General features: G+C 29.2%; 15 protein-coding genes. 13 read left to right on the forward strand and 2 right to left on the reverse strand.

The annotated features are described in order from the left end of the window. Positions 1 to 316: 316 nt before the first annotated feature. From psyc5s11_RS10275 to psyc5s11_RS10305, 7 genes are all read left to right on the forward strand, one after another. Positions 317 to 1,387 carry an HD-GYP domain-containing protein gene (locus psyc5s11_RS10275; RefSeq protein ID WP_224037487.1) on the forward strand — a complete coding sequence of 357 codons (1,071 nt, stop codon included), beginning with the start codon at positions 317 to 319 and terminating at the stop codon, positions 1,385 to 1,387. Between the two features lie 17 nt (positions 1,388 to 1,404). Beyond that, complete coding sequence (locus psyc5s11_RS10280; protein WP_224037488.1) at positions 1,405 to 4,257, forward strand: GAF domain-containing hybrid sensor histidine kinase/response regulator; 2,853 nt, start codon at positions 1,405 to 1,407, stop codon at positions 4,255 to 4,257. Positions 4,258 to 4,518: 261 nt separating this feature from the next. Then, entirely contained in the window at positions 4,519 to 4,878 is a 360-nt protein-coding gene (locus tag psyc5s11_RS10285) for a response regulator (RefSeq protein WP_224037489.1), read from the forward strand. A 201-nt stretch (positions 4,879 to 5,079) separates the two neighbouring features. After that, positions 5,080 to 5,745, forward strand: coding sequence for an amino acid ABC transporter permease (locus psyc5s11_RS10290; protein ID WP_224037490.1), 666 nt, complete (start codon positions 5,080 to 5,082; stop codon positions 5,743 to 5,745). Then, on the forward strand, positions 5,726 to 6,406 hold the full coding sequence (locus psyc5s11_RS10295) for an amino acid ABC transporter permease (RefSeq protein ID WP_224037491.1): 681 nt from the start codon (positions 5,726 to 5,728) through the stop codon (positions 6,404 to 6,406). Before psyc5s11_RS10290 ends, psyc5s11_RS10295 begins: the two co-directional genes overlap by 20 nt. A gap of 10 nt (positions 6,407 to 6,416) precedes the next feature. Continuing rightward, complete coding sequence (locus psyc5s11_RS10300) at positions 6,417 to 7,166, forward strand: amino acid ABC transporter ATP-binding protein (protein ID WP_224037492.1); 750 nt, start codon at positions 6,417 to 6,419, stop codon at positions 7,164 to 7,166. A 31-nt stretch (positions 7,167 to 7,197) separates the two neighbouring features. Then, the gene (locus psyc5s11_RS10305) at positions 7,198 to 8,073 is read left to right on the forward strand and encodes a cysteine ABC transporter substrate-binding protein (protein WP_224037493.1); all 876 of its coding nucleotides are present in this window, start codon (positions 7,198 to 7,200) and stop codon (positions 8,071 to 8,073) included. Positions 8,074 to 8,172: 99 nt separating this feature from the next. Here the strand turns inward: psyc5s11_RS10305 and psyc5s11_RS10310 are convergent, their stop codons facing one another. After that, the gene (locus psyc5s11_RS10310; RefSeq protein ID WP_224037494.1) at positions 8,173 to 8,904 is read right to left on the reverse strand and encodes a TerC family protein; all 732 of its coding nucleotides are present in this window, start codon (positions 8,902 to 8,904) and stop codon (positions 8,173 to 8,175) included. A gap of 911 nt (positions 8,905 to 9,815) precedes the next feature. Here psyc5s11_RS10310 and psyc5s11_RS10315 point away from each other — a divergent pair. The 3 genes from psyc5s11_RS10315 (at position 9,816) to psyc5s11_RS10325 (ending at position 14,982) form a co-directional block, all read left to right on the forward strand. After that, positions 9,816 to 12,284 (forward strand): response regulator transcription factor, encoded by a 2,469-nt coding sequence (locus psyc5s11_RS10315; protein WP_224037495.1) that lies wholly within the window; start codon positions 9,816 to 9,818, stop codon positions 12,282 to 12,284. 553 nt (positions 12,285 to 12,837) lie between these two features. Continuing rightward, a complete protein-coding gene (locus tag psyc5s11_RS10320; protein ID WP_224037496.1) occupies positions 12,838 to 13,827 on the forward strand; it encodes a hypothetical protein in 990 nt (329 codons plus the stop codon). A gap of 96 nt (positions 13,828 to 13,923) precedes the next feature. Continuing rightward, positions 13,924 to 14,982: an HD-GYP domain-containing protein gene (locus psyc5s11_RS10325; protein WP_224037497.1), complete on the forward strand. Its 1,059-nt coding sequence runs from the start codon at positions 13,924 to 13,926 to the stop codon at positions 14,980 to 14,982. A gap of 252 nt (positions 14,983 to 15,234) precedes the next feature. Here psyc5s11_RS10325 and psyc5s11_RS10330 read toward each other — a convergent pair whose 3' ends face one another. Beyond that, entirely contained in the window at positions 15,235 to 16,974 is a 1,740-nt protein-coding gene (locus psyc5s11_RS10330) for an ATP-dependent metallopeptidase FtsH/Yme1/Tma family protein (protein ID WP_224037498.1), read from the reverse strand. A 509-nt stretch (positions 16,975 to 17,483) separates the two neighbouring features. Between psyc5s11_RS10330 and psyc5s11_RS28200 the strand changes: the two genes are divergently transcribed. The 3 genes from psyc5s11_RS28200 to psyc5s11_RS10340 all read left to right on the forward strand — a co-directional run bounded on the left by psyc5s11_RS28200 (position 17,484) and on the right by psyc5s11_RS10340 (position 19,600). Continuing rightward, entirely contained in the window at positions 17,484 to 17,750 is a 267-nt protein-coding gene (locus psyc5s11_RS28200) for a hypothetical protein (protein ID WP_375541998.1), read from the forward strand. 12 nt (positions 17,751 to 17,762) lie between these two features. Then, a complete protein-coding gene (locus psyc5s11_RS10335; RefSeq protein ID WP_375541999.1) occupies positions 17,763 to 18,509 on the forward strand; it encodes a PQQ-dependent sugar dehydrogenase in 747 nt (248 codons plus the stop codon). Between the two features lie 350 nt (positions 18,510 to 18,859). Beyond that, on the forward strand, positions 18,860 to 19,600 hold the full coding sequence (locus psyc5s11_RS10340; protein WP_224037499.1) for a tetratricopeptide repeat protein: 741 nt from the start codon (positions 18,860 to 18,862) through the stop codon (positions 19,598 to 19,600). The last annotated feature ends 177 nt before the right edge of the window (positions 19,601 to 19,777 follow it).

Consider the following 19,777-nt stretch of genomic DNA (forward strand, 5'->3'; position numbering starts at 1 on the left):
TAAAGTCCCAATAAGTGCACCTTTTTTCATATGAAGCCAGGGCTTAGAAAAGCCTTGGTTTTATTTTTTTGAAATTTAGGATAATATCAATTTTTTATTTAACATTATTAAATTCTATTTAATGTTAACATTTTTTTGATAGTAAAAAGTGTCAGATTATGCTAATATATTTAAATAAGATTCCTATTAATAGTGTTCTTTTTTTAAGCTTAGTTTTGTAAAAGGACAGTACATTTTTAGTATGGTTGTTATTTATTTTTATAAAAAGATTTTGATTGTTAAATAAGATAACTAATTATTTCATTTGGAGGTGTGTATGAGAGTTGTTAGTGTCTCCAGCTTGAAGGGAGATGAAATACTTGGAAAACAGATTTTTGATGAATCAGGTAGAGTCTTACTTCGTGCTCAAGTAAAATTAAAACCTTATTATATTGAAAGAATTAAAGGACTAGGAATTTATTCGGTGTACATTGATGATGACATATCAAAAAATGTGGTTATTGAAGAAAGTATTTCTGAAAAGACAAGGCAAATGAGTAAACATGCGGTTAAGAAAATGATTGAAGGATATTGTCGTGAAGGAAAAGCTGACAATAGCAGTGTTATGAATTCAGTTAACTCAGTGGTTGAGGATATACTCGCAAATAAAAATGTTTTGATAAATGTTTCAGAAATAAGTTCAAGTGATAACAATGTATATTCACACTGTGTGAATGTCTGTGTACTATCTACAATAATAGGAACTCATATGGGATACAGTATGTCAAAGCTTAATGATATAGCAACAGCTGCAATCTTGCATGATATAGGTAAGGCAAAAATCATAAATGATAAGAAAATTTTAGAAGAGTTTGATACTAAGGAAGAATTAGATAAATATATTGAACTGATGCATCCAAAGGTTGGTTATGATTTTTTAGGAGAGCAGCAAGTTTGGAATGCATATGTAAAGGTAGCTGCATTAATGCATCATGAGAGATGTGATGGCAGTGGTTATCCTTTAAAACTAAAAGGTGATGAAATAAACCAAATTGCAAAGATAGTGTCCATATGTGATGTATTTGATAATTTAATATCAGGTAGGGGCGGGGAGCAACCTAAAACGGCATATGAGGTTATTGAATATCTTGTGGGTATGAGTAACATTTATTTTGACGAAGAAATGGTGCGGAAATTTACGGCGAACATAGCTGCTTTTCCAACAGGAAGTGGAGTTATCCTAAGCTCAAATGAAAAGGGGTTAGTAATAAATCAAAATAATTCAATGCCACTTAGGCCAGTAGTAAAAGTTATATATGATAAAGATGGAAATTTACTTTTAGAGACTTATGAAATTGATTTATTAAAAGAATTGACTCTTTTTATTATAAAAACCTGTGAAATTTAAACTGTGGGAGGGATTTTATGAGTGATGAGGATAAGTTTAGAGATAGTGTGAATTCCAACGATTATCTAAAACTAATCTCTAATATTTTCCAGAAGTTTTTAGCTGTAAATAGTGTTAATTATCAGAATGAATTAACAAAGCCATTAGAGGATATAGGTTTATTTTTTGATTTGGATAGAATTTATATTTATTATTTTTCAAAGGATCCTACTTTTATGCAAATAGAATGTCAATGGAATAAAATAGATATAAGTCCTAAAAGAGAAGTGCAGGAAGAAGAAGTAGTTTATGCTCTTCCATGGCTCATACGTGAACTTAAAAATAAAGGTATTGTTGTAATAAATAATGCTAAGGAAGTTCCCCTTGATGCAATATTTGAAGCAGAAGCTTTTGAAATGGAAGGAATACAAGCTTCTCTTTTAATTCCATTAAAAAATGAAGATGAAATGATTGGATTCATAGGTTTTGAAAATTTATCAAAGCCTAGAACATGGAAAACGGATGAAATCAAAATATTAAGGGATATTTCAAGGATTTTTTCATATATAAGAGCAAGGATTTCAAATGAAAAAGCATATAAAAAAGCCCTCGATGGGCAAGCAATTTTGCTTGATAATTCTCAGTCGCAGCTTTGGGCTTTGAGTAATGTTACTTCTTATGCAACTGTTAATGAAGCTCATGCAAAGTTTTTCGGAAAGCAGAAAAGCGATTTAGAATATCAAGACCTTTACGATATATTTGACATAGACACTGCAAATAAGTTTTCTGAAAATAATTGGGGATTATTTCAAAAGAATGGGCCCACAGAAAAGGAACTTGAGATTAAGAATTGGAAAGGTGAAAATAGGCTGCTTCAAATTAAAAGCAAGCCAGGCCGGGATGAATATGGTAATATTAAATATCTTATTTGCACTGCTGATGATATTACAGAGCAGCGAAAAGCAGAAACTGAGCTGCATACGGCAAAAGAGCTTGCAGAATCAGCAAATATTGCAAAGAGTCAGTTCCTTGCAAATATGTCTCATGAAATAAGAACACCAATGAATGGAATATTTGGATTTCTTGAACTGATCCAATCAACTACTTTGTCTTTAGAACAAAAAGATTTTATACGTGAAGCAAAATCTGCTTCAGAGGTATTATTAAACCTTATTAATGATATATTGGATTTTTCAAAAATTGAAGCTAAAAAGTTAACGTTGGAAAAGGTTGAGTTTAATTTAAGAACTATTATTGAAGATGCTGTTTCACTCCTTGCCCCTAAGGCTGCAGAAAAAGGACTTGAACTTAATACCATGATTAACGCAGGTGTTCCTGAAGAGGTTATTGGAGACCCATCAAGGATTAAACAGATATTAATCAATCTTATAAGTAACGCAGTGAAATTTACGCAAAGTGGTGAGATTTCTGTTACAGTTGATTATTTAGAGGAAGAGAATGAAATAGCTGTTCTTAGCTTTGAAGTAAGGGATACCGGAATTGGAATTGCTAAGGAGGATATTCATAAGATATTTGAATCTTTTAACCAGGCAGATACATCTACAACTAGAAAGTATGGAGGCACTGGACTCGGACTTGCTATATCTAATCAATTGGTAAAAATGATGGGCGGTGAAATTTGTGTTGAAAGTAGCCTTTCGAAAGGTTCCATATTCAAATTTGATGTGAGCTTAAAGATAATAAAAAGAGCCTATAAGCAGAAATTTGAGTTTGACAAGCTTGACAATACGAATATCTTGATTGCACTAGATAATAAAAATAATAGTAAAATAATTAGTTCGTATCTTCAAGGAACTGGACTTAAGGTATTTGAAGTACAAGATGCTACCAGTGCGATTACTACAATCCTTTCAAATTCAAATACAGAAAACAAAATAAGTATAGCTATCATAGATTATCAAATGCCAGATATGAGTGGCTATGAACTTGCAACTGCATTAAAAATAATACCCATTGCAAAGGAAATAAAACTAATACTTTTAACTTCCATAGCTCAAAGAGGAGATACTAAGGCTATAAAAGAATATGGATTCTCATCGTATTTGTCAAAGCCTCTGCGCAGAGATGATTTAGTAAGTTGCATTGCTGTAGCATTGGGTTTGAAAAAAGAAGATGAAGAAGAAGTGCATCAAGGTCTAGAAATACATAAGGTTAAAGAAGATAAGAATCTATTAAAACCGAGAATTTTATTAGTTGAAGACAATGAGATGAATCGTAAAATACTTATAAGTATACTTAAATCTCATAAGATGACTTGTGATGTGGCGATAAATGGTAGCGAAGCATTAAAAGCAGTGTCGGAAAAAGATTATGATGTTGTTTTTATGGATTGCCAGATGCCAGTAATGGATGGGTATGAAAGCACAGCTAAAATAAGGCTTTTTGAAGGCAATAAAAAGCATACTACAATTATTGCAATGACTGCTAATGCCATGGAGGGTGACAGTCAAAAGTGTATTGAATCTGGAATGGATTATTATATTAGCAAACCTATTGATTTTAATATTATGTTTAAACTTATAGAAGAAAATACTAAAGATAGAGAGCCAGAACCGAATTATAATAAAATAATAGATAATAATATTGATAACTTTGTTAAAATCACAGGACTTGAAAAAGAAGATGCAAAAGAAATATTGGAAGAATATGTAAAATGTTTACCGGATTTATTAGCAGGTATTAACGTGGCTATAAAGAACAGTGATTTTAAAAAATTAGCAGGGCTCAGTCACGAGTTAAAAGGTTCCTCTGGAACTTTTAGAATAACTTCTATTCATGAACTTGCAATAAAGCTTGAGGAAAAAGCTATTAAACAAGAAATAGATGAATGTGCTAGATTTTTTATTCAAATAAAAGATTTGTTTCATTAAGGCACAATCAAAAAAATAACAAGTCCATTTGCCAGAAAAGTTCGTATATGCAGCATAGCTACTTTTTTCTAATGTGCCTATTTTCCATCATGCTACGTCGGCAAATTACGCTAATAGGCCCGCTATGAGGGCAATTCGCCTCATTGCCTGATGAAAAATATTCATGGCAACTTTGGACTTGTTATTTATTTTCATGTGCCTAAATGGAGTTAAAAAATCATTAATTAAATTCAATAAATTAGAGATAAAGGAGTTTTTAATATGAAAAAGGTATTAATAGTTGATGATTCATCGTATATGAGATTGTTTGTAAAAAAGGTTATTAAAAAGGGAGGCTCGTATGTGATGCTTGAGGCATCAACTAAGGAGGAGGCAATAGAGATATATAATACCGAAAAACCAGAGATTGTAATGTTAGATTTGAATATATCTGAGCACAAAGAAGGTATTTCTGTGTTAACAGAAATAATGAGTGTTAATCCTGAAGTAATTATAATTGTTATATCAGCAGTAGGTTATGATGATGTGAAGGATGAATGTATAACACTTGGAGCTAAGGGTTATCTTAAGAAACCTTTCGAGACTGAAGAATTATTACAGATATTAGAAAAATATAATTAAGTTTATAAATATTTTAAAAGCATTTACTAAGTATAAATAGTAAGTGTTTTTTTATTTAACAAAGAGAAATCCAATAAAAAATTGAATATAGAAAATAATTATACTAATACGATTGACAAACTAGGGAATAGCTGATAATATATAAGTATTCCTAGAAGAATTGTAAGAAATAATAAAACATAAGAAAAAGGTGATGGATAAATGAATATTGACTGGGGTTTTATAGTAACTAGTTTGCCTTTATATGAGAAAGCTGCATGGCTTACATTGAAGTTAGCTTTTGGAGGAATACTCATATCATTAGTAATTGGACTACTATGTAGCATAATATTATATTTTAAAATAAAAGTCATTGATAGTATTGTACAAGTTTATATAGAACTTTCAAGAAATACTCCACTGCTTGTACAGATATTTTTTTTATATTTTGGGTTACCCAAATTGGGTATAAAAATGAGCGAGAGTACTTGTGCAATAATTGGATTGGCATTTTTAGGTGGAAGCTACATGGCTGAAGCTTTTAGAAGTGGACTCGAGGCTGTGAGCACATCACAGATTGAATCTGGAACAAGTCTAGGTCTTTCTAAAATTCAACTTGTTAGATATGTAATAATTCCACAAGCTTTTTCAATAAGTATGCCTTCATTAAGTGCAAATTGTATATTTTTATTAAAAGAGACTTCCATACTCGGGGCAATATCAATAATAGATGTTACTAATTTAACAAAAGATCTAATAGGCATGTACTATAGAACTTTTGAATCGCTTTCCATGTTAGTTGTGGTTTATCTTATTATGATTTTGCCTTTATCATTTATAATGTCTTGGTTAGAAAGGAAGGTGCGATATGCAGAATTCGGGAATTGACGTTATTTTTCAAGGGAAGAATTTTCAACGTTTAATATTTGAAGGTTTACTCATAACCATAGAGATTGCCTTTATTTCTATTATTATAGGTTCTATTTTAGGCATAATTATAGGTCTAAGTAGAACAACAAAATCTAAGGTAGTACTTTTTATAAATAGAGTTTATCTTGAAGCATTTAGAATAATACCAACATTGGTTTGGTTATTCATATTTTATTTTGGAGTTACCACAGCATTAAATATAAATATTAGTGGCGAATTAGTTTCCATTATTGTATTTAGTCTTTGGGGAGCAGCAGAAATGGGAGATATAGTAAGGGGAGCTTTGGAATCACTACCAAAGCATCAGATTGAATCTGGCAAGGCATTGGGCTTAAACTATTTTCAATTATATATGTATGTACTGATACCTCAAGCTATAAGAAGAATGATACCTGGAACTATTAACTTAGCTACAAGGATGATTAAAACTACTTCACTTGTTGTTTTGATAGGGGTTATAGATGTAGTTAAAATAGGGCAGCAAATTATAGAAACTAGTAGATTTGAATATCCTACTGCATCTTTTTGGATTTATAGTTTTATATTCTTCTTATACTTTATAATATGTTATCCACTATCCAAAATATCAAAAACTCTAGAAATAAAGTGGAATAATTAGGAGGGATACAATGGATAAAAATAATAATCCTGTTTTACTTGAAATACAGGATGTTCATAAAGAATTTGATAACAAAGAAATATTAAAGGGAATTAACTTAAGCCTTCACGCAGGCGAAGTTTTAGTTGTTCTAGGGCCTTCGGGTTGTGGCAAGAGTACTCTCTTAAGGTGCCTTAATGGTCTTGAGAAAATTCAAGGTGGAGATATTAAATTTAAAGATAAAAGTCTCACAGATAAAAATGTTAAGTTACAAGAAATTCATGAAAAAATAGGTATGGTATTTCAAAACTATGAATTATTTCCTCATATGACAGTTATAGAAAATATACTTCTTGGTCCTTTAAAGGTTCAAAAAAGAGATAAAAAGGAAGCACTTGCTCAGGCTGAGCAACTTTTAGAGAGAGTTGGCTTACTAGATAGAAAGGATTCATATCCACGTCAGCTTTCAGGAGGGCAGAAACAGAGAATAGCTATTGTTAGAGCATTATGTATGAATCCAGAAATAATGCTTTTTGATGAAGTAACTGCATCTCTTGATCCTGAAATGGTAAGAGAAGTTTTAGATGTTATCTTAGGACTCGCGAAGCAAGGCATGACTATGGTAATTGTAACTCATGAAATGGGCTTTGCTGAAGCTGTAGCGGACCAGATAATATTTATGGATGAAGGAAAAATATGTGAGGAATCTAGACCAAATGAATTCTTCACAAACCCAAAGACTGAACGTGCTAAGCACTTTCTAAATATATTTCAATATTAATTAATAATTATAAATGAGAGGATGATGAATTATGAAAAACATTAAAAAAATCGTAACAGCACTGCTTATGAGTACTATAGTAATAGGAGGACTTGTAGGATGCGTTAATTCAGCATCAACTACAAATAATAGTGATTCAAAAACGGCATCAGCAAGTTCTATAGATGAAATAAAGAAACGTGGAACTATAAAAATTGGTGTGTTTAGCGATAAGGCACCATTTGGATATGTAGATTCAAATGGAAAAAATCAAGGATTTGATGTATATATTGCAAAGAGATTTGCAACGGACCTTCTTGGAGACGAATCAAAAGTTGAATTTGTTTTAGTTGATGCAGCAAGCAGAGTAGCTTATTTGGAATCTAAAAAGGTTGATATAATAATGGCTAACTTTACTGTTACTGATGAAAGAAAGCAAAAGGTAGATTTTACAAACCCTTATATGAAGGTATCTCTTGGAATAGTTTCACCAGATGGTGCTAAAATTACTTCAGAAGATCAGCTTAAAGGTAAAAAAGTTATAGTAGCAAAGGGAACAACTGCTGAAACTTATATGACAAAAAATCATCCAGATGTTGATTTAGTAAAATATGAACAGTACTCAGAAATATTTCAAGCTTTAAAAGATAAACGTGGTGATGCTATAGTAAGTGATAATACAGAAGTTATAGCATGGGCTAAAGATAATGCAGGATTTACTGTCGGCGTACCATCACTTGGAAGTGCAGACACAATTGCACCAGCTGTAACTAAAGGTAACACAGAACTTCAAAGTTGGATCAATATTGAACTTGAAACAATAGGCAAAGAAAATTTTGTGCACAAAGCTTATGATGAAACATTAAAATCAGTATATGGTGCAGAATTTGAAGATAGCCTTGTAGTTGAAGGTGGAGTAGTAAAGTAAACCATATTTAATGGATTTACAGTAGGCATATGAAAAGAAGCTGCTAGAAAGCACCAAAGGGGAATTTAAAATATTTGGTGCGCTTTAGCGAAATTTTTATTAATCTAATTGTTTTTTTTCTTTTTTTCTTATATTATGGAATATAAAAGTACCGCCAAATATGGCTACTAATAATCCATAAAATAAAAAGTCTGGTATTTCAATGTGAATTAACTCTAATAACATTTTTATTGCTATTACCATAATAAGAATATAAGCACCACCCTCTAGTTCAGGTATCTTATCTATAAATGATACGAATACTTTGGCAATACCTCTCATCATAAGTATTCCGAATATAGCTCCTAAGAATAGAACCCACACTTTGTTTGAAACACCAAATGCTGCAGTAACAGAGTCTATACTAAATGCTATATCCATTAATTCAACTGTAGCAATTGTAGCCCAAAAGCCTTTGCTAACAGCTTTAACTTCTTCATTTCCATCTGTTTTCTTCTTAAAGAAAAAGTCTAAAGACATCTTTAATAAATATCCAGCAGCTATAAGTTTAACCCACCAAATTTTTATTAAGTAAGTACCAATACCTATAGCAATAAATCTAAATATATAAGCCCCCCATATACCAAAGGTAAGAGCTTTCTTTTGCTCTTTTTCAGGTAAGTGTTTAACCATCATGGCAAGAACTAAAGCATTATCAGCAGATAATAAACCTTCCAAAATTATTAGTGTTAATATAATACCCCAACTTGCAGGATCAGATAGTTCGTTCATAAGTTCAGTCAATGAGAAAAAGTTACTATAACTGTTTAATATGTTATTGATAATACTCATTTATTATATTCCTCCTAAGTATAAAAACGTTTATCTACAACCAGAGCTAAGAAAGTATATATATAATTATATATACTTATGACTATGATTACAAATAAAAAGCTACATGGCAATAATTATAATAGAGTAAGTAGCAAAATTATTAAGAAAACCCCTCCCTTGACTAAATCGGATGCTTAGGACGATTCCTAACGCAAATATAATATATGAAGAATACTTAATAACAAGTATAACAGTAGGTGTGAACGAGGGGATTTTATTTGTTAAAAAGTAACATCCCCAAATAATAAGAATATAAGTAATATGTGATAAGAGTGTTTTAAAAGTAACTTTCACTTAAGTTGAACCTCCTATAATTATGTATATATATTAGACTATAGGTAATTTAAAAAGATTAAAGATTAGATTATTAATAATTCTTTTTTTATGTATATTTAATTTAATAATGTACATAATAATATTTGAAAGAGGTGATTCTCATGGAATTAGATTTTGAAAATGATATTTTAGGATTACTCCGAAAATGATTTTAAAGTCCCATAAGTACACTTGTTTCTAAATGAAGCTAGGGTTTAAAAATAAACCCTGGCTTCATGTTATTTAGAAAGATATTCATTAGTGTTTATTTGAGTGGATTTCAAATATTGTAGACAGGATAAGTTTAGTTTTCACTGTAGGAATCGCTATTTTTATAATTAATTAAGCTCCTTATTTAAAAATCAATATACGTTATAAATATACAGTATCATGAGGGAATACAAAAGAATGCAAGTATACTCAAAGTGACTTGAGGACATTATTCTATAGAATTATTTTATGTATGTTAAAATTGTAGTATAATGAATATTATTAAAGAGAAAATTTAATGTTATAAATGTAGTAATTTATACTAGTTTAAGGTGGAAATATTAATGATAAATCAGATTCTTAAACCCAAAATATTTCATAGAAAGCGTATCAATACGATGTTATATCAAATATTTGATGTGCCTATATTTTTTATATCTGCATCTATTGGATATGGCAAAACTACTTCAGTAAAAAGCTTCCTAAAGAAGAACAAAGAAATAAAAACTATTTGGGTTGATATAGATAATGAAGAAAATGATGATATTTGCATATGGCGCAAGTTTTGTAGATCAATTAAAAGTACAAATCTTAAACTTAGCGAAAGATTTAGTACGTATGGATTGCCTAAAAATAGTATGGATAATAATGATATAATTGAAATAATTAGAGAAGAAATAGATAAAAAAACAGTTATGGTTATTGATGACTGGAATGATAAAAGAACTTTGTTCATTAAGTCTTTAATACAGGATATAGCTTTTGAGGGAATACCGAATTTACATATTGTTATAATAAGTCGTAATAGACCAGCAGATGAATATATAGAACTTGAATTAAAACGAAAGTGTATGATAATTTGGCAAGAGACCATAGCTTTTACTTTTAATGAAACAATAGAATTCTTTGAAATTAATGGAATAACATTAAAAGAAAAAGAAAAAAAAGAAGTATATGAATATACAAGAGGATGGATCGCAGCAACTTATCTAGCTTTAATTCAATATCATAATGAAAAGACTTTGAATAATATTCCGAAGGCCACTGAACTTGTTAAAACAGCTGTATATGATAAATTTGATGAAACAACAAAGGAAATTATTTTAATACTTGCACTAGTTGAAAATTTTACGTTGGATCAAGCAATTTATATTACTGGAAATAACAAGTGTAGTTTTGTAATTAAAAACTTAATCTCAAATAACTGTTTTATAAAGTATGATGCAAAATCAAAGATATATACATTACATCCTATTTTAAGGAGTGCTTTGGAAGAAGAACTGTTATTACTAAACATAGATTTAGATAAAATTAATAATGTATGTGGCGACTGGCATTCTAAGAACTTTAATGATACATATGCAATGGAATATTACTATAAAGCAAAAAATTATAGTCGTATATTTGATTTGGTAGAAAAAAATAATACTATATACCTTACTAATTTATGGGAGAAAATTATTGAGCCAGTGTTTAATGAAGTAAGTATGGATCAAAAGGTAAATAGACCTATAGCTTACTTAACGTATATATTTTTTTGTATAAATTATAAAAATGCTACAGTTGCAAAAGAACTTTTATATGAATTATGGGTTATTTATGAAGTAAATGAAGACCTAGAAAATAGAAATCAGGTGTTAGGAGAAATTGCATTTTTAGAAAGTCTCTTAATGTTTGATGATGTTAAGAAGATGTTTGAATATCATAAAAAAGCATATGAATTCTTTCGGGGAGGAACTTCTAAAATTGCAAATAACAAAATGCCAATTACTTTTGGTTCACCTCATTTTTTATGTTTATTTCATAGAAAAAAGGGTGATTTAAAAGCTTTGATAAAACATTTTGAAAAAGAGATACATTATTTTATTGATATATCAAATGGAGCAGCTACAGGGTTAAACTACCTAATGCTGGGAGAATATTTTTTTGAAACGGGTGATGCTTATAATGGAGAATTATTTGCATATAAAGCTCTTTATAAGGCGCAATCAAAAGATCAAACAAGTATTATAATTTGTTCACTTTTTCTTTTGATGAGAATTTATTTATATAAAAATAATACGGCAGAATTTAAAAATAAGTATAATAGTTTAATTAATGTGTATAAAAACCTTAATATTCCTAGATTTTTAAATGGAACAGAAATAGCTTTAGGATATATTAATGGAATTACTGGAAACTTAGAAGATATGCCTATTTTTAGTAATGAAATAGAAATGCCTACTCAACAAATTATTGCACCTCGTGCAAAAATGATTCATATTATATATGCATTAGCAATGATACATAAGGAAAGTTATATTGAACTAGAGGTTCAAGTGGAAATTATGTTAGAAGTTTACGCAAAAAACGATACTATATTTGGAATTATATATGCGTATATATTTGATTCAATTGCCAAGTACAAGCTTTATGGAATGGACCAAGCAAAAGAATCATTATTAAAAGCAATAGATTTAGCAGAAGGTGATGACCTTGTAATGTGCTTTATAGAGTTAGGACCACATATATTGCCAATAATAGAAGAACTTCAAGAAGAAAACGAATATGCAAAAATGGTATTAGCAGATTGCAAAAAATATAATGAAATGTATGGAAAAGATTATTGTAAAATGAAAAAAGTAGAATTAACATCAAGAGAACTTGAAATTATGAAATTAATTGAAGAGGGTTATAAACAAAGTGAAATTTCAGAAGAGCTAAATATTGCATTGACTACTGTTAAAAAACATATTGCATCTGTTTATATTAAATTGAATGTAAACAATAAAACAGTGGCAATAAACTTATTGAAAGAAAATGGCATAATTTAAATAATTCATAAGTACCAGAAGTGGAAGTCTTTCTTATGCATGGAATCCGCTGGAATAAAGGTGGCTCTGTTATTCTAGTTGCTAGAGAATAAGGCTGTAGATTTTTAACACTTGAATTGTATATATAATATAAAGAAATAAGGAATAGCATTGATTTTAGTAATGCTATTCCTTATTTCGATTAGAAGGTCCATGAACAAATGTTTATGGACTTTTATAGTTAATAGTGAGCAGCTAAGTATAAAAACTACATATTTTATATAAATATATAAATATATAAATATATATATATATATTTGTTTTACATATCTAATTTAGCAAATATTTGGAAGATTTAGTGTAGTTATAAAATTAAAAGTATACTTTAGTACAATATACAAGTTTTTTATGAAAAGATATAATTTTAATATAAGAAGAATATATAAATATTTATTTAGAATAGTATCACACTATATTAATGTAAAATTTATGTCGAAAAGGAAAATTTTTGTAAACGTTCATGAGAATTAATATTATAAAACTTGAATATTATTGGGAAGGAGGGTTTATTTTAATGAGCTGGGAAAAAGAGGAAGAAAAATATTTGCTAGATAATTGGAAAATTGAATCCTTATCACAGATTATGGAATTTCTAAGTAAAACAAAGGATAGTGTTATTAGAAAGGCTGGCAGAATGGGCTTAGATACACGTAAAGCACCAGATACGCTCATTAAGAAAAAATGGACTATTGATGAAGATCAATATATGATTAATAATTATAATTTATTATCATTAGAAACGTTAATGGTGGATTTAAATAGAAGTCGTTATAGTATTTTGAAAAGAGCCCAATGTCTTAATTTAACTTTGAAATTAAGACATTGGACTGAAAATGAAATAAATTATTTAGAAGAAAATTGGGGTATAAAAAATATTAATATTATTTCTAAAAAACTAAACAGAAGTATAGATGCAGTTTATTTAAAAGCATGTCAGCTATCCTTAAGGGAAGAAATTTTAGCAAATGGATATTTTCTCACTCCGAAATATATTAGTGAAATTCTTAGCATAAATGTTAGAAGCATATATAACTGCATGGTTAATGGTTTATTGAAGTTTAGAAAATATAATGTTAAAAGTAAAATTAAATATCAAATATCCATTGAGTGTTTTTTAGATTTTTTGAAAAATAACCAAACAATATGGGATAGCAAAACTGCAGATATGCAAACAATAAAATCTTATTATAGTAGTTATAATATAACATCAAAGAATGCATTTACAGTTAATATTTCATTACCAAATTGGTTACAAAGCAAAATTCAAGAAGATTTAGCTAAAAAATCACGTATGCGACATAAATTGCAATGGACTATTAATGAAGATAAATTACTTAATAACTTAACAAAGGCAAGTTATTCTTTTGATGAGATAGCAATAAGACTTAATAGAACTCCATCTTCTATAAAAAGTAGATATTATGCAATACGCAATAATAATTACAACTCGGAGTTCTTGAATATACGAACTTTTATGAATGATTTTTCAAATACATCATATTAAATGGTTATATGATGATTAAGCAATAATAAGTTCTAATAAACATTAAATAAATTATATTATAAATAGCATAAATGATAATATTAGGGAGAAAAAGTTATGAATGAAAAAAGTGAATTTTTATATGTTCATGAATTAAAACCAGGAATGATTATTACAAAAAATGTTACAAAAGGTGGGGATTTTTTAATAAGAGAAAAAACAATTGTAAATGAAGATATTATAGCTAGATTAAATAAAGCATATTTTCTAGAAAAAATTGAGGTTACTATATCGAATGAAGTAATTGCACAATGTACTAAAGAAGCAGAAATTCAAAAAGTAGAAGAAACATTTAAAGAAATAAGTACAGGGCTAAAGGATTTATTCCTAAAGCTAGATAAGGTAAAAGAAGAGAAGGTTAATGATCTTAGAGTTTTCTCAGAAAAAATTCAACTTGCGCTTAAGTCTAAGGAAATTGTTATAAGTAGTATTGTATTTAAAGGAAGCGGAGAAGATCCTATATATAGACATGGAGTAAATGTCGCTACACTTAGTGCTCTTTTAGGAAAATGGATTGGACTTGAGCCTTCAAAGATAAATTTGCTTATATATGCAGCTTTATTACATGACTTTGGAATGACAAAGTTAGAACAACCGGTTCCTGAAAAAGCGGATATTTTATTAGAAGAAAGATATCAAGTGGTTAAAAAACATGCTAAAATAGGATATAAATATGTTGATAGTATTTCTTCTTTGGATAAAACTGTTAGCTACGGAGTTCTTATGCATCATGAAAGAGAAGATGGATCAGGATATCCTCTTGCAATAACTGGAGAAAAAATACATTGCTTTGCAAAAATTATTGCTATAGCAGATGAACTCGATGTAATGAACTCAGATGAAGCATATAAAAATAGTAGAGGACCGTTTGAGATTTTAGAAATAATTAAAGAAAAAAGTTTGCATAAGTTAGATTATGAGTATTCAAAAATATTTTTAGAACATATAGCTAATTATTATATGGGTGAAGACGTAATATTAAGTACAGGGGAAAGAGCTAAAATATTACAAATAAATATGAATGATTTAGCTAGACCATTAGTATTAAAAGATGGTGAGTTTATAGATTTAAGCAAAAATAAGGATATCCATATAAAAGAATTAAAATTAAGTTAAAAAATATTCACATGTAAAAAAGTTGCAAAGCACAGCTAAGATCAGTGCACCTATAAAAAGATGCGCACCGATAATAAGAGTGCGAAGCACAATTAGGAACTTATTGAGCATAACCAAGAATTTTTAATGAAAAATAAAGAACTTGTTTAAATTTGGATATCCACCGAAATTGGATATATGTTTTAAGAAAATTTCGCTGGAAGGCACTGAAAAACAAAAAATTTTCAGTGCTTTAACTTGCGTTTTAGGTATTTATATAGCTAGTTTATTTAGTTCATCTTCATATAAAGTTTCTTTTTCTAATAATTCTAAAGCAATTTTCTCAAGAAAAGCTCTATTTTCATTTAAAAGCTCTATAGTCTCATCATATAGTTCATTAACAAGATTCTTACATTCTTCAATAACAGGATTTCCATAGCTACTATATAGAGAACCAACACTTGAGAGTTTTATAAGTCCCAAGGTTTCTCCCATACCGTATTCTGTAACCATTTTTAATGCAATATCAGTACTTTGAGAAATATCGCCATGTGCTCCTGTTGAAATTTTATCTTTTCCAAAAATAATTTCTTCTGCAGCTCTACCAGCAAGAGAGACTTTGATTTTATTCTTTAAATAATCAATTCTATGGTAATTAGTATCCTCAGGAATAGTCAATGTATAACCTCCAGCACCCTTAGTAGTTGGTATAATTGTTATTTTCGAAACCTTGTCTTGTGGGAGTAGTAACATACCAACTAATCCGTGTCCAGCTTCATGATATGCAGTAAGGAGCTTGTCTTCTTCCTTAAGATAACTTCTTTCTTTTTTCTCATATCCAGCTAAAGTTATTGAGTAAGCACATTCTATATGGTTTGAAGTAATAGAATCACTATTATCTTTAGCAGCTAAAATAGCACTTTCGTTTATTAAACTTTCAAGTTTTGCACCAGAGAAGTATACAGTTTTTTTTGCAATATCTTTTATATTAAGATTTTCATGAGGTTTATTTTTTAAATGAAGGGATAGAATTTTTTCTCTAGCATTAACATCGGGAAGAGATACCTCTATATGTCTATCAAATCTACCTGGTCTGAGTAGTGCATCATCTAGCATGTCTAATCTATTTGTAGCGGCAATTACAACTATACCTTCTTCTTGCCCAAAACCAGACATTTCTGTTAAAAGAGCATTTAATGTTTGATCTTTTTCATCATTACTCGAACCATTTTTTCCATTACCTCGTGCCTTACCTATAGCATCAATTTCATCGATGAATATTACAGCTTTTCCATCAGATTTTGCTTTTTTAAATAAATTCCTTACCCTTGCTGCACCAACTCCAACATATACTTGCACGAAGTCTGAACCACTAAGAGCGTAAAATGGAACGCCAGCTTCACCAGCTACTGCTTTTGCAAGCAATGTTTTACCGGTGCCAGGAGAACCATAAAGAATAACTCCCTTAGGCATTCTTGCACCATATTTTTGATATTTTTCGGGATTTTTAAGAAAATCTACAATATCCATTAAACTTTCTTTAGCTTCTTCATTACCAGCTACAGCATCAAAATCTAAAGCAGAATTTTTATCTTTGCTGAAATCATGCATGTCCATATATGTTATAGAAGAACCACCACTTTTAGATTTAGTTACAAGCATAGCTGTTAGTGATAACATTGATAATGCCAAAATCACAATAGGAATAGTTTTGGCAAGAGGGGGAATAGTTTGATCTTTAACTTCTATTCCAGTTAATAATAAACTTTCTTTTAAGGTATTTGTTTGTGGATTATCTGTAGAATATCTATCACCATTATTTAATAAAACGGTCATTTTAGAAGAGTTGTCCATTATTACTGTAGATATATTATTAGAATTTAAATCCTCTGTAAATAGAGAATAACTTTTATTTACTATTGTTGTATTAAAAGATGCAAAGACTAAAACTATAAGTGATAGTATTGCAGTAATTATAGGAATAACAATATAATATTTTTTTATTTTATTCATTAAGTACCTCCTAATTTTTAAAAGATAAGGCATATGAAACAAAACAATAGAACTAAGATATGCTGTATATTGTGTATCGCGTCAGACAAAAAAATAAATTTTGCTTATAACAGACTATTAGCAAACTTATTTATGCAGTATGACCCAAAATATACAAGCATACTGTTTCGTTATTTTTTGAATGCGCCTAACTTAATATTGATTATACAGGTTTAAAATTAGAAGTCTAATTTTTTTTATGATTTTTACCAATGTAAATTTTGGAGAATTATAAATTACCAGTTATGAGTTCTAATGTTTATGAAAGAATTATGAAAAGTGGAAGACTAATATTAAATTTACCATTAGCTTTTATGCGCAAAAATGTATTATTTGAATATTGAGTGAATAATATGGTAGTTAGATAAGTAATATAGAAATAAATTCATTAATTTTATAATATAAACCTGCCATTTTATCTGTTTGTGCGCATTAGGAGATCTATTCATTTATGGTTGGAGGATAATAATATGAAAAATATATTTTATGATATTGTGTCTAATATGATATTCATTGGCTACAATGTGGCCAATGTTAAAGGTAAGGCAAACACATGGAGACAATTTCCTTATGAAATTAAAGTTATTGCTGAAAATTTATTTGTACCATGGGCAATAGATATAAGTAATGATGGCAAACTATATTTTACGGAGCGCTCTGGGATAATTAGAATTATAGAAGATGGTAAACTTAGATCACAGCCACTCATAACATTTAGTATGCCTTTTGTAAGTTAGGGGGAAGGCGGCTTGCTTGGTATAGTATTAGATTTAAATTATTTGCAAAATCATTATATTTATGTCATCCATTCATATGGAGAAACTAATAAAATTTATAACCGAGTTGTTAGATTGCTTGAAAATAATAACAGTGCAACTATTGACAAAATTCTTCTGGATAAAATCCCTGGGGGACGAATTCACAATGGAGGGAGGATAAAAATAGGGCCAGATAAAAAATTATATATTACAACTGGAGATGCAGGGAATTCTGCATTGGCACAAGATCCCACGAGTATAGCTGGAAAAATACTACGAATAGAATTAGATGGCAGAATTCCAGAAGATAATCCGATTATTAATTCACCTGTTTATAGCTTAGGACATAGAAACCCACAAGGTTTGGCATGGAATTCTCAAAATGTTTTGTATGAATCAGAACATGGACAGTCAGCACATGATAAAATAAACATAATTAAACCAGGAAATAATTATGGCTGGCCCCTCGTTCAAGGAAATGAAGATTCTACTGAGATGATAGTGCGAAAACCTTTGATACACAGTGGAAAAGATACATGGGCACCCTCAGGCATAACATTTGTAAATCAAGGACCATGGCAAGGAAAATTGCTTGTTGCTACTTTGCGTGGACAGCAATTGCTTGCCATGGAGCTTAATGGAAAAGGGACTGTAGTAAATAACTTACAAGGATGGCTAAAAAATGAGTACGGACGTTTACGTGAGGTTGTTGAAGGAAAAATGGATCGATTTATATGACAACGAGTAATAGGGATGGTAGAGGAAATCCTGATGGAGCTGATGATAAAATTATTAAGTTAATTCCCAAATAAATATATTTAAAATAACAAAAGGCGCGACTTTGGGCGAGGATATAAAAATATATAATTTACAATGTATCTGTAGGAAATTATAAAGTTTTGGGATATTGAAATGATTATAGAATCTGTGGGGAGATATATTTTTTGAATTAACAATAGAGAATTTAGATAAAAAAATAAAATTTTCATACAAATTTGAATTGATTAAATAGAGAAAATAAAAATTTATGGTATAATAAGAAAACAAGTAATTAAATAGATAATATTTTAAGTAAGGTGAGGATAAGAATGGAAAATAATAAAAATATACAAGATAAGATAAATGATTTTTTACAAGAGAACAGAATAAATGTAAAAGGTGGAACAATAACGAGTGAGAAACAATTATCGCAAGTTTTAAATGACCTTGCAATGGGGGACTTTAAAAAAGGTAAAGTAGAAAAGGCCTTATATTTTACAGAAAAAGCAATAGAATTTGATGAAGAAAATTACTACTCATATTTTATAAAAGGTTTAAGCTATAGACGATTGAATAAAATTAAGGAAGCAATTGAATCATTTAAAGTATACTGCAAAAATATTTCTGATCCACTAGCTGATATATACTTAGGGCTTTCATATGCAGAATTAAATGATGTAGAAAATGCATTAAATCATCTTAGGTTAGGTGAAAAACATATTTCAGAAGAGGAAAAAGAAAAACATATTTCTTTAATATGCACAACTTATGAATGTATAGGAAACATATATTTAAATAAAGAAAATATAGTAGAATTCACTGAAGGAGATAAATATAGCATTAACTATAAATCGGCAGTAATGTATTATAAGATGTCACTAAAAATTAATAGAAAGAATTGCGATTTAATAAATAAATTAGCAGCTTGTTTTTATCACTTAGAAGATTTAAACAAAGCATTATATTGCTATGAACAAGCAGCAAAAATTGCGGCAGACAATACTATGTATTTAGAGGCAATACAAGAAATGAAAAAAGAAGGGGCTAAATCAGAGTCAGCAGGATTTTAGTTTTTAGATAAAAATACTTATTTAGAAAGGACTATACTAAAGGATTAGAAAAACTTATCTTTTAGTATAGTCCTTCTATTTTTTTATTGTATAAAATTAGTAGCTATTTTAGGTTCTTTTTCAGGTGATAAAATGCCAGCTTCTTCACACATAACTAAAATTTTTGTAAAAAATACT

The sequence above is a fragment of the Clostridium gelidum genome (assembly GCF_019977655.1).
GTDB classification, from domain to species: domain Bacteria; phylum Bacillota; class Clostridia; order Clostridiales; family Clostridiaceae; genus Clostridium; species Clostridium gelidum.

Excerpts from the sequence above, each read along its gene's own strand:
- psyc5s11_RS10315 (WP_224037495.1), top strand. The coding sequence starts at position 9,816 with ATGATAAATCAGATTCTTAAACCCAAAATATTTCATAGAAAGCGTATC.
- psyc5s11_RS10300 (WP_224037492.1), top strand. The coding sequence starts at position 6,417 with ATGGATAAAAATAATAATCCTGTTTTACTTGAAATACAGGATGTTCAT.
- psyc5s11_RS10280 (WP_224037488.1), top strand. The coding sequence starts at position 1,405 with ATGAGTGATGAGGATAAGTTTAGAGATAGTGTGAATTCCAACGATTAT.
- psyc5s11_RS10325 (WP_224037497.1), top strand. The coding sequence starts at position 13,924 with ATGAATGAAAAAAGTGAATTTTTATATGTTCATGAATTAAAACCAGGA.
- psyc5s11_RS28200 (WP_375541998.1), top strand. The coding sequence starts at position 17,484 with ATGAAAAATATATTTTATGATATTGTGTCTAATATGATATTCATTGGC.
- psyc5s11_RS10285 (WP_224037489.1), top strand. The coding sequence starts at position 4,519 with ATGAAAAAGGTATTAATAGTTGATGATTCATCGTATATGAGATTGTTT.
- psyc5s11_RS10330 (WP_224037498.1), bottom strand. The coding sequence starts at position 16,974 with ATGAATAAAATAAAAAAATATTATATTGTTATTCCTATAATTACTGCA.
- psyc5s11_RS10310 (WP_224037494.1), bottom strand. The coding sequence starts at position 8,904 with ATGAGTATTATCAATAACATATTAAACAGTTATAGTAACTTTTTCTCA.
- psyc5s11_RS10290 (WP_224037490.1), top strand. The coding sequence starts at position 5,080 with ATGAATATTGACTGGGGTTTTATAGTAACTAGTTTGCCTTTATATGAG.
- psyc5s11_RS10305 (WP_224037493.1), top strand. The coding sequence starts at position 7,198 with ATGAAAAACATTAAAAAAATCGTAACAGCACTGCTTATGAGTACTATA.
- psyc5s11_RS10320 (WP_224037496.1), top strand. The coding sequence starts at position 12,838 with ATGAGCTGGGAAAAAGAGGAAGAAAAATATTTGCTAGATAATTGGAAA.
- psyc5s11_RS10340 (WP_224037499.1), top strand. The coding sequence starts at position 18,860 with ATGGAAAATAATAAAAATATACAAGATAAGATAAATGATTTTTTACAA.
- psyc5s11_RS10295 (WP_224037491.1), top strand. The coding sequence starts at position 5,726 with ATGCAGAATTCGGGAATTGACGTTATTTTTCAAGGGAAGAATTTTCAA.
- psyc5s11_RS10275 (WP_224037487.1), top strand. The coding sequence starts at position 317 with ATGAGAGTTGTTAGTGTCTCCAGCTTGAAGGGAGATGAAATACTTGGA.